The organism is Microbulbifer variabilis (genome assembly GCF_052467165.1).
The window spans coordinates 3989459-4000000 of the sequence record NZ_CP174301.1; the positions used below are offsets into that span (position 1 = coordinate 3989459).

The following is a 10542-nucleotide window of genomic DNA, read 5'->3' on the forward strand; positions in this document are numbered from 1 at the left end:
ACTTGTTGTTAACCGTGAAAATGTATACATACTGAGCACTGTCGGACACTTGGCAGAATACAGTGGCTGAGATGGCACAAAGAATATGAAGTGGAACACTACCTGATTTAAATGTTAATTTTCTAAGGGTAAAATTTCTGCAAGCCACTCAAGTTGCTACCCTCAGCAAATCCCACTCCTAAGGTACAGCTTCCACTAACTACTCAAGTCATCACCCTTGGCAAGTCCCCACCTAATGGTATAAGCAGGAGATATATAAGCCTCCTGTATCTTCCATTTCTTTTGGGGACCTACAGCCCCCAGATAAAGGGTTCCCTAGCCAGGCTTTAAATTGAGTCTTTCGATCGTTTGTATAGTTTCCCCTCACCTGGCAATTACGACCCAATAATGGACTTTCTGACCTGCCGAAAATCTACCTACGAATCACCGGTGATGTATGGAGTCTGTATAGCGGTAATGGTAACTTCGGCGATCACATCACCTAATGATACGCAATATTATCAACGATATTTTCTTCGGACACGCAACGGTTAATCCCGTTTACGACTCCGTGTAGCAAGCAGGTGAACTCACACACAACGGCCAGGGATTTGCCTTTGTGTAGAGCAAAATGTCTAGATATTAAGAAACAGAAAAAATATGATTAAAGGATATTGGTCAACCAAGGATTTATACCAGCACTACCGCTGCTCAAGCCGTACATTTTTTAGATGGATAAAACGAGACACAAACCCTTTTCCATAGCCACACATCAAAGCATCTGACAGTCACAAACATTGGGCTATCGATGATATTGAAAAGTGGGAGCCTCAAGTTTCACATCCAGAAGCAGCTTGAGACCAATACTTCCCCACCCGAAGAGGAAAGCTTGTATTTTATCGGGCGGGAAGGATATCAACCCGAAAAGGGCACCTTATATTAACTTATTCGATTGAATTATCCCATTTGGTAATGGCCGATTGCCATGTCGGTCACCAAATACAGCTTTTACTCCACCTTTTGGCGCATGACTGGGAAGCTCCAATTTTAATTGTCTTAGTAGCACACCACCGTGCTGTTCTGGTTTCATCGCTTGATTTCTAACTCCGCTCACCCAAAGCCCTCCAAATGCTTGTCGCGGCGAACCCGGAATTATTTTGTTGCCAACATAATGTACGTCGACGTATACCTTTCGAGCGGTACCGTTAAATAAAATTGCATTTTTAAAAACAAAAACATAAGTATTTGGATAAGTCACAGCAGATGAACGAACCAAACACTCCAAATCGGTATAGGTAAGACCATTATTGGCCCACAGTTCAATTTTATTTATTAAGGTATAAGTTGCCCCAGAACTATAACAACTATTACACATCATCATTCTCCTTACATAACCGTCGCAAATAAATTTATCCACTAAGTTCAAGTAAAAAATCTGACTTGAGATTATTTGTCGGCACTAAAGGGTAAGTTGTTACGCTTCGAACTTCATTATTTATCACACACAATTACACGGCGTCTTTTATTGCATTTCTCAATAAATCTATCTCCATTACCCATAATCAATTAATAGAAAATAATTATTTCTTCTGCGTTAAAATTGAGCGGGTATTACATTTTGTGTATCTCTAAAGGATTTTCGATATCGAAGGCAAAAAGATTTCAAATGGATATTAGTCGATCAAAGGTGATGAGCAGCGGGAGGTTCAAATTTTACACTTAAAAAATACACAGTTGCTTTCCAGTCCATCCTTAGCGATGGCAGGCACCTCATCGCCTTCGCTAAGGATTACTTACTTATTTAGGCGTCGATGTTGAATCTTATTTTGTATTCCCCAGTAAACACATTTTGAACCAATACATCTGAACTGCACTTAGATGAAGGGGTTGCTCCTATTGAAAATTGATAATAGCCATTCATCTGGATAACTGACCAATTGAACCTACATGATTGATAGGTTAATACCCCAGCATCCGCCACACCATTAGTGATAGAGGTGTGGAAAGTCGAATTGTTTGCAACTGCTGGGCTTGGAAATAATGGAGAAATAATCCCGGTTGAATTTGTTCCATTAATGAGCACATTATCAGAAGAAGTGTTATTTTTGAGTTCTATGCTTGTTGATAATGTAGATGCCAGTGCCGGTACAGAGTGCGCTACTGATACAAGTAATGCTGCTGTTAGAAAAAATTTTCGTTTAACTTCCATTTCAGTGCTCCTTGAAAATGACGTGTGAAGACTTTCAGCAAGTCCATAGTCATTTCAACCCAGTCTGTCATCAAATGTCAATATTGTCACATCAATACAAAACATGGACCGCGAAAACTAATCAGTGAAGCTAACCCAGGAACGTTGGAAAGAGTCAACTCCAGCAACAGTAAATGTATACAGCCAAGAGCCTACCCTGCCACCCTATTAGCATCGACCAGCCTGACCGGATAGTATTCATTGGTCACCAGCCAAGAGCAAAACCAAAGGCCAATTTGATATAATGCGTCCTTTCGGATTCGGCCTTGGAGTATATTTCTATATGTGTACACAGGGCGTACACAGATAAGGTTAAATCTAAGTGAACCAAGATTTTTCTCAACGATTTCAAAGACGTAGAACTTTCGCCATCATTTCCCACCCGGATGCCGGTAAAACGACCGTGACCGAAAAGTTACTTTTGTTCGGAAACGCAATCCAGATGGCAGGCTCTGTCAAAGGTAAGAAGGGGCCCCATGCGCGCTCTGACTGGATGACCATGGAACAAGAAAGGGGCATCTCTGTCACCTCATCGGTCATGCAGTTTCCCTACAAAGAGCGCACGGTTAACCTGCTCGATACTCCTGGACACGAGGACTTCTCCGAGGATACTTACCGGGTACTCACCGCAGTGGACTCGGCACTGATGGTGATCGATGGGGCCAAGGGGGTCGAAGACCGTACAATAAAACTAATGAATGTGTGCCGCCTGCGTACCACTCCCATTCTATCTTTTATCAACAAACTCGATCGGGACATTCGAGACCCCATCGAAGTGATGGATGAAATTGAGGAGGTCCTCAACATCCAGGCCGCTCCTATCAATTGGCCGCTCAGTTCCGGCAAAAGCTTTAAAGGGGTTTACAACCTCTACACCGATACGATTCACGTATTTACCCAAGGCCAAGGCCACACCATCCCGGATGATATCCAGATTAAGGGACTTGATTCAGCAGAGGCTGACGAATTGCTCGGGGAGTACGCAGAGGATATCCGCGAGGAGATCGAGCTGGTGCGCGGTGCCACCCATGAGTTCAATCTGGAAGCTTACCTTGCGGGTGAACTTACCCCAGTATTTTTTGGTACTGCCCTTGGTAACTTTGGCGTTCGTGAAATGCTCGATGGGTTTGTGGAGTGGGCTCCGGGTCCCCAGTCCCGCGCTACCCAAGAGCGCCAGGTTGAACCGAGCGAAGAAAAGTTTTCCGGTTTTGTGTTTAAGATCCAGGCCAACATGGACCCCAAACACCGGGATCGTATCGCCTTTATGCGCGTTTGTTCCGGTACCTACTCCCGCGGAATGAAAATGAAGCATGTGCGCATTGGCAAGGATGTAAAAATTGCCGACGCCGTGACGTTTATGGCCGGCGACCGCACCCATGTAGAAGAGGCCATTGCCGGTGACATTATCGGCTTACACAACCACGGTACTATCCAGATTGGCGATACATTTACCGAAGGTGAGGCTCTTAAATTTACTGGTATCCCCAATTTTGCTCCAGAGTTGTTCCGCCGGATTCGCCTCAAAGATCCGTTGAAACTGAAACAGTTACAAAAAGGTTTACAACAGCTTTCTGAAGAAGGCTCTACCCAGGTATTTTTCCCGCTGGATAACAACGACATTATTGTCGGTGCCGTTGGTGTACTGCAGTTTGAAGTGGTTGCCTATCGCCTTAAGGACGAATACAAAGTAGAAGCCATTTACGAAAATGTAAATGTGAATACAGCCCGTTGGGTGGAAAGTGAAATCGTCAAAGAATTGGAGAACTTCAAACGCAAAGCAAGTACCAATCTCGCCATTGACGGTAGCGGCCACCTAACCTATCTGGCACCAACCCGAGTGAATTTGCAGTTGGCAGAGGAGCGTTATCCGGATATTCGCTTCTACGCTACCCGTGAGCATTAATTTATGCGGGCTTTTCCTGAGACCATTTGCCAGTTCCAGGGCGTTTAAGCAGTAGACTGAGAGATCCATAATGAGTCAGCAGAAAGAATTACCGGCAGAGATACCCCGCCTTGGCAACAGCGTCACCGCTGCTATTGGCAGGCTGCTGATCAGGCTGATGGGCTGGCGCCTGGAGGGCACCTTCCCCCCTGAGAAGAAAGTGATGGTGGCCCTGGCCCCACACACATCCAACTGGGATTTTGTCGTAGCCATGCCTTTTATCATGGCCTACAGGGTAAAAATTTCCTGGCTGATGAAACGGGAAGCTTTTTTCTTTCCCTTTAAAAATCTCTTTATGTGGCTCGGCGGTGTCCCTACCAATCGCGGCTCCGCAGGGGGTATCGCAAAACAGGTAGCCACGCAGTACCGCAATAACGAAAAAATGTGGGTCGGTATTACTCCCGAAGGAACTCGTAAGAAAGTTACCAAGTGGAAAAGTGGTTTCCTGCGAATTGCTTACGCAGCCAATGTACCAATCTTATTGGTTGCCTGGGATTTTTCACGTAAACGCTTCTGCCTTGACTCCCTCTACCATCCCACCGGAAACCTGGACGAGGATATGAGAGAGATCCAGCACCGCTTCAGTAAATACCAGGGGTTCCACCGCAAAATGCAGACTGGCACCTTGGAGGGTAACGAATCCTCCCGTGATAGAACTTAGTAGCGATTTAACCTTAACCACACTCCTGATACTCACCGCGGTGGCCTTCACCGCGGGCTTTATCAACGCCATCTCCGGTGGCGGAGGTCTGATCACCCTGCCCACACTTTTATGGGCTGGCCTTCCCCCGCTCGATGCCCTCGGCACCAATAAATTCCAAGCGGTTTTCGGCACTCTCTCATCCAGTTTTAACTATTTTCAAAAGGGGCACTTGCAACTGAGACCCCTGTGGCCCAGCCTGGTCACAGCAATGATCGGTTCATCCATGGGGACCTGGGCTGTCACAAAGCTCGGCGTTGAAACACTGGATTCATTACTGCCTTTACTGATTATCGCCATTGCTCTCTACTTCAGTTTTTCACCGAGAATTTCTGACATCGACTCCAAACCCAGAATGGACTCGAGGCTCTTTCATCTTTTTGTCGGTGGCGGGATAGGTTTTTACGGCGGTTTTTTTGGCCCCGGCATGGGAGCCTTTTATGCTTTAGCATTTGCGGCGCTACTCGGCTACAACATGCGTAAAGCTACTGCGTCGACCAAACCATTGGTTTTGGCCACAAATATCACTTCACTAATTATATTTATACTAGGTGGCCACCTCTCTCTAATGCTGGGTATTACTATGGCTGCCGCCCAGATAATTGGTGCAAGACTTGGGTCCAACCTGGTTATCACACATGGAGCCAGGCTAATTAAGCCTGTGATTATTCTTGCCACCCTGGCTGTCGCGATAAAATTACTATTGGAGCCGTAGAAAAGTGACCCTGTTTCTCACCTTGCTGCTGTCCTTCTGTGCATTCGTCATTGTAATCTGGACTTTTATGCACCTGCGTACCCCGCGTTTTCGCATGGATAGAGCCAGTTTTATTAAAGGCCTGGAAGACGCCATTACCGGTCAGGCCAGCGAGAGTGAGTGGCGTGCTTTGGTGGCGATTCCGATGCGCCATGACCCAGAGCTGGAGAAAATGCGTCTCAAGTGCCTGGAAATAGAAGAGTACGAGTCCAGTGATAGCCCACCCTATTTATTTACCGAAAGGGGACTGGAACAGCTGCGCCAAATTCGCAGCAAACTACTTATTAATACATCAGACAAACAGTCAAAATCTTGAGCCAACGAGTGTTAATCAAGGATAAACATATGTTTAAACCACTGTTATCCCTTACCGGGGGTCTTATAGCAACCATGGCGATTGGTATCGCCCAGGCAAAACCGCTGCCTCAGGAGGACCTCTCAGTTGCCGAGGTACTACGCGACCGCGCCCTGGAGTCCTCAGATGCATACAGCATCGTGGAATCATTGACAGTGGAAGTTGGGCCTCGCCGCGCAGGTACCGAGGGAGACCGGCGTGCAGTGGCCTGGGCTCAGAAAAAGATGCAAGACCTGGGTTTTGACCGGGTCTATACGGAACAGATAGACGTACCGCGCTGGGCTCGTGGCCATGCCCACGCAGAAGTTGTTTCTCCTTATCCGCAACCCCTGGTTGTCAGCTCCCTGGGCTACAGTGTTGCAACACCCGATGGCGGTCTCACCGCCGAGATTGTCGAGTTCGCCGATGTAGAGGCTTTAATTAAAGCATCGCCAAAACAGGTTAAGGGTAAAATAGCGTTTATCAACAAACGCATGGAAAAAGCCCGCACCGGTGAAGGCTATGGCCCTGCAGTTCAGGGGCGCAGTCGCGGTATGCGCGCAGCTTCAGAGAAAGGTGCAGCTGCCCTGCTCCTGCGCTCCGTCGGTACAGACTCAGACCGTTTCGCTCACACCGGTATGATGTCTATCGACGGTATTAAAAATCCAGTCCCCGCCCTGGCGCTCTCAGCACCCGATGCCAACCTGCTTGAAGCCATGCTCAAACGCGGTGCACCTGTAGAAGTTAAGCTCAATGTGAATAATGAGCGCCTTGCCGATGGCCCCTCTTTTAATGTGATTGGGGAAATTACTGGTCGCGAAAAACCGGAAGAAGTCATGATCATTGGGGCCCATCTGGACTCCTGGGACGAAGCCACAGGTGCCCTTGACGATGGTGCTGGTGTCGCCATTGTTTTGGAGACTGCACGCCTGATTGGTGAGTTACCCGAGCGTCCACGTCGCACCCTGCGTGTAGTCCTGTTCGGTGCAGAAGAAATTGGCTTGGTCGGTGCTAAGCAATATGTCGATGCCCACCGCCATGAACTCGACAACATTATCGCCATTTCAGAATCTGACTTTGGCGCAGGAAAAGTCTGGCGCTTTGATACTAGGCTGCCGGAGAGTAAATTCGATATCGCCGACCAGATGATGCAATTATTGGCGCCGCTAGGCATTGAGCGTGGTAATAACGAATCCTATGGCGGCCCCGATAGCAGTGTTTTCGTCGCCCAGGGTGTGCCAGCCTTTGGCCTTTACCAGGATGGTACTGATTACTTCGACTACCACCATACTCCCAACGATACCCTGGACAAAATCGACCCTGAGAACCTACGCCAAAATGTCGCTGCCTGGGTGGTGATGTCTTTCCTTGCCACCGAAATGGAAGGTGACCTCGGGCGTATTCCCACTAAATCTGAGTAATCTATAAATACTCCAGTTATTTTAAAAAGCCCCACTCAGAGGGGCTTTTTTATTTCCCTCTTATTCCACCCAAGCCAAACTTTCGATCACAAAGACTTCCGTGCCACCTTTAATAAAACTGACATCTCTGTCTAAACAGGTAGTTGTTTATAACTGATGACAAGCGGATGAAGAGACGGTTACTAACAGAATCCATGGATAGACCTGTGCATAACTCCGGGATATCCACTTTCAGGCCTTTGTTTCCATAGGGGGTCTTTTAATGGGTAAAAAAACACCACTGATTCTAGGGTGATTTCCACAGGTCGGCCGTTATTAACAGAATGGCTGGATAGACTTGTGTATAACTGTGGTATATCCGCTGCCAGCCTTACAGTTGTGTGACATTGCGCGAGCGCACAAAAAATCACCGGCTTTTTCGTTGGTATTTTTGTGTCACTTTTATCCCTGTCAGGCCCTTTTTTACAGCGGAGATAATTTCTTTATTGGGAAGATTTTTTCCGGGAAGACTACTAGTAGTACTGCGGTAAATTATTTGGGAATGCCATTCCAGGGAAGGTTGCAGTAAAAAATAGCTGGGCGCTCAATTTTTTTCAGGAGAGAAAGCCGCGAGGAGAACTCTTTATTTACAGCCGCGTAAACGTGTTCGACTTTTTAGCGGGGTTTTTCCTGTTTAAATTTTTCAAGGGGTTTCTTTGTCACATTATTTTCTTAGTTTTTATTTTTAGCTTTTCTTTTTTAATTTTTCTTCGTTTCATCTTTGCCTTCTTTTTATTTTTGATTTCTTTTTATTTTTAACTTCCAAGTTTTTGCTTTTCTTCTTTGCGGCTCTTCACGGGTATTTTTTTACACATAAAAAAAGGGCCACCCAATGGGTGGCCCTTTCGGATTAGAAGCCTGACGATGACCTACTCTCACATGGGGAAGCCCCACACTACCATCGGCGATGTTGCGTTTCACTTCTGAGTTCGGCAAGGGATCAGGTGGTTCCACAACTCTATTGTCGTCAGGCAAACTGGCTTGGGTTGGCGCTGGTCTTATAAGCAATGTGCTTGGCCTGCCGCGTTATCGCTGTTTGCCTCGGTCATGTTGTTGACCGGCGATAACCCCAAATAAGTCGGTAAAACAATCTGTAGTAATACACCGCAAGCGATCGTATGTCTCTAACTCACAATCCGCTAGCTTAGCTAGTCGTTAGTAACCATCTCTGTTGTATGGTCAAGCCGCACGGGCAATTAGTACTGGTTAGCTCAACGCCTCACAACGCTTCCACACCCAGCCTATCAACGTGGTAGTCTTCCACGGCCCTTTAGGGGAATCAAGTTCCCAGGGAGATCTTATCTTGAAGGAGGCTTCCCGCTTAGATGCTTTCAGCGGTTATCCCGTCCGAACATAGCTACCCGGCAATGCCACTGGCGTGACAACCGGAACACCAGAGGTTCGTTCACTCCGGTCCTCTCGTACTAGGAGCAACTCTTCTCAAATCTCCAACGCCCACGGCAGATAGGGACCGAACTGTCTCACGACGTTCTAAACCCAGCTCGCGTACCACTTTAAATGGCGAACAGCCATACCCTTGGGACCGGCTTCAGCCCCAGGATGTGATGAGCCGACATCGAGGTGCCAAACACCGCCGTCGATGTGAACTCTTGGGCGGTATCAGCCTGTTATCCCCGGAGTACCTTTTATCCGTTGAGCGACGACCCTTCCATACAGAATCGCCGGATCACTATGACCTACTTTCGTACCTGCTCGACATGTCTGTCTCGCAGTCAAGCGCACTTATACCATTATGCTCATTGCATGATTTCCGACCATGCTGAGTGCACCTTCGTACTCCTCCGTTACTCTTTGGGAGGAGACCGCCCCAGTCAAACTACCCACCATACACTGTCCTCGATCCGGATAACGGACCAGAGTTAGAACCTCAAACATACCAGGGTGGTATTTCAAGGACGGCTCCACAACAACTAGCGTCGCTGCTTCAAAGCCTCCCACCTATCCTACACAAATAGGCTCAAAGTTCAGTGCAAAGCTGTAGTAAAGGTTCACGGGGTCTTTCCGTCTAGCCGCGGGTACACTGCATCTTAACAGCGATTTCAATTTCACTGAGTCTCTGGTGGAGACAGCGTGGCCATCGTTACGCCATTCGTGCAGGTCGGAACTTACCCGACAAGGAATTTCGCTACCTTAGGACCGTTATAGTTACGGCCGCCGTTTACCGGGGCTTCGATCAAGAGCTTCGCCGAAGCTAACCCCATCAATTAACCTTCCGGCACCGGGCAGGCGTCACACCCTATACGTCCACTTACGTGTTTGCAGAGTGCTATGTTTTTAATAAACAGTCGCAGCCACCTGGTCACTTCGACCGGCCTCAGCTTAGGGAGCAAGTCCCATCACCAAAACCGGCGTACCTTCTCCCGAAGTTACGGTACCATTTTGCCTAGTTCCTTCACCAGAGTTCTCTCAAGCGCCTTGGTATTCTCTACCTGACCACCTGTGTCGGTTTAGAGTACGGTTCACTATTGCCTGAAGCTTAGAAGTTTTTCCTGGAAGCAGGGCATCAACCACTTCGTCTCTAAAAGAGACTCGTCATCAGTTCTCAGCCTTAGGGACCCGGATTTGCCTAAGTCCCCAGCCTACAACCTTAAACATGGACAACCAATCGCCATGCTGGCCTAGCCTTCTCCGTCACTCCATCGCAGCAATAGCGAGTACAGGAATATTAACCTGTTTTCCATCGACTACGGCTTTCGCCCTCGCCTTAGGGGCCGACTAACCCTGTCCCGATTAGCGTTGGACAGGAACCCTTGGTCTTCCGGCGGGGAGGTTTTTCACCTCCCTTATCGTTACTCATGTCAGCATTCGCACTTGTGATACCTCCAGCAGACCTCCCGATCCACCTTCAACGGCTTACACAACGCTCCTCTACCATGCCCGAAGGCATCCGCAGCTTCGGTTACCAATTTAGCCCCGGTATATCTTCCGCGCAGGCCGACTCGACTAGTGAGCTATTACGCTTTCTTTAAAGGATGGCTGCTTCTAAGCCAACCTCCTAGCTGTCTGGGCCTTCCCACATCGTTTCCCACTTAATTGGTATTTGGGACCTTAGCTGGCGGTCTGGGTTGTTTCCCTTTCCACGACGGACGTTAGCACCCGCCGTG

8 protein-coding genes and 2 rRNA genes (1 of these 10 running past the window's edge) are annotated in these 10542 nt (G+C 47.9%); 5 read left to right on the plus strand and 5 right to left on the minus strand.

What is annotated here, in order from left to right:
- Positions 1-195: 195 nt before the first annotated feature.
- From ACJJIP_RS17780 to ACJJIP_RS17790, 3 genes are all read right to left on the minus strand, one after another.
- On the minus strand, positions 196-303 hold the full coding sequence (locus ACJJIP_RS17780) for a hypothetical protein (RefSeq protein WP_157533350.1): 108 nt from the start codon (positions 301-303) through the stop codon (positions 196-198).
- A gap of 610 nt (positions 304-913) precedes the next feature.
- Positions 914-1396 (minus strand): hypothetical protein, encoded by a 483-nt coding sequence (locus ACJJIP_RS17785; protein ID WP_444945732.1) that lies wholly within the window; start codon positions 1394-1396, stop codon positions 914-916.
- Positions 1397-1780: 384 nt separating this feature from the next.
- Entirely contained in the window at positions 1781-2188 is a 408-nt protein-coding gene (locus tag ACJJIP_RS17790; protein ID WP_157533335.1) for a hypothetical protein, read from the minus strand.
- 361 nt (positions 2189-2549) lie between these two features.
- Here ACJJIP_RS17790 and ACJJIP_RS17795 point away from each other — a divergent pair, with 361 nt between their 5' ends.
- From ACJJIP_RS17795 to ACJJIP_RS17815, 5 genes are all read left to right on the plus strand, one after another.
- Positions 2550-4130 carry a peptide chain release factor 3 gene (locus tag ACJJIP_RS17795; protein WP_282951701.1) on the plus strand — a complete coding sequence of 527 codons (1581 nt, stop codon included), beginning with the start codon at positions 2550-2552 and terminating at the stop codon, positions 4128-4130.
- Positions 4131-4200: 70 nt separating this feature from the next.
- Positions 4201-4830: a lysophospholipid acyltransferase family protein gene (locus ACJJIP_RS17800; RefSeq protein WP_020411846.1), complete on the plus strand. Its 630-nt coding sequence runs from the start codon at positions 4201-4203 to the stop codon at positions 4828-4830.
- A complete protein-coding gene (locus ACJJIP_RS17805) occupies positions 4817-5584 on the plus strand; it encodes a TSUP family transporter (RefSeq protein WP_444945733.1) in 768 nt (255 codons plus the stop codon). The genes ACJJIP_RS17800 and ACJJIP_RS17805 overlap by 14 nt, the downstream gene beginning before the upstream one ends.
- Positions 5585-5588: 4 nt before the next feature.
- Positions 5589-5939 (plus strand): hypothetical protein, encoded by a 351-nt coding sequence (locus ACJJIP_RS17810; protein ID WP_282951704.1) that lies wholly within the window; start codon positions 5589-5591, stop codon positions 5937-5939.
- Positions 5940-5968: 29 nt separating this feature from the next.
- Entirely contained in the window at positions 5969-7378 is a 1410-nt protein-coding gene (locus ACJJIP_RS17815) for a M20/M25/M40 family metallo-hydrolase (protein ID WP_444902261.1), read from the plus strand.
- Between the two features lie 895 nt (positions 7379-8273).
- Here the strand turns inward: ACJJIP_RS17815 and rrf are convergent.
- Both rrf and ACJJIP_RS17825 read right to left on the minus strand, forming a co-directional pair.
- A 5S ribosomal RNA gene (gene rrf / locus ACJJIP_RS17820) occupies positions 8274-8389 on the minus strand.
- Between the two features lie 203 nt (positions 8390-8592).
- Positions 8593-10542 (minus strand): 23S ribosomal RNA (locus ACJJIP_RS17825); it runs 928 nt beyond the window's last position.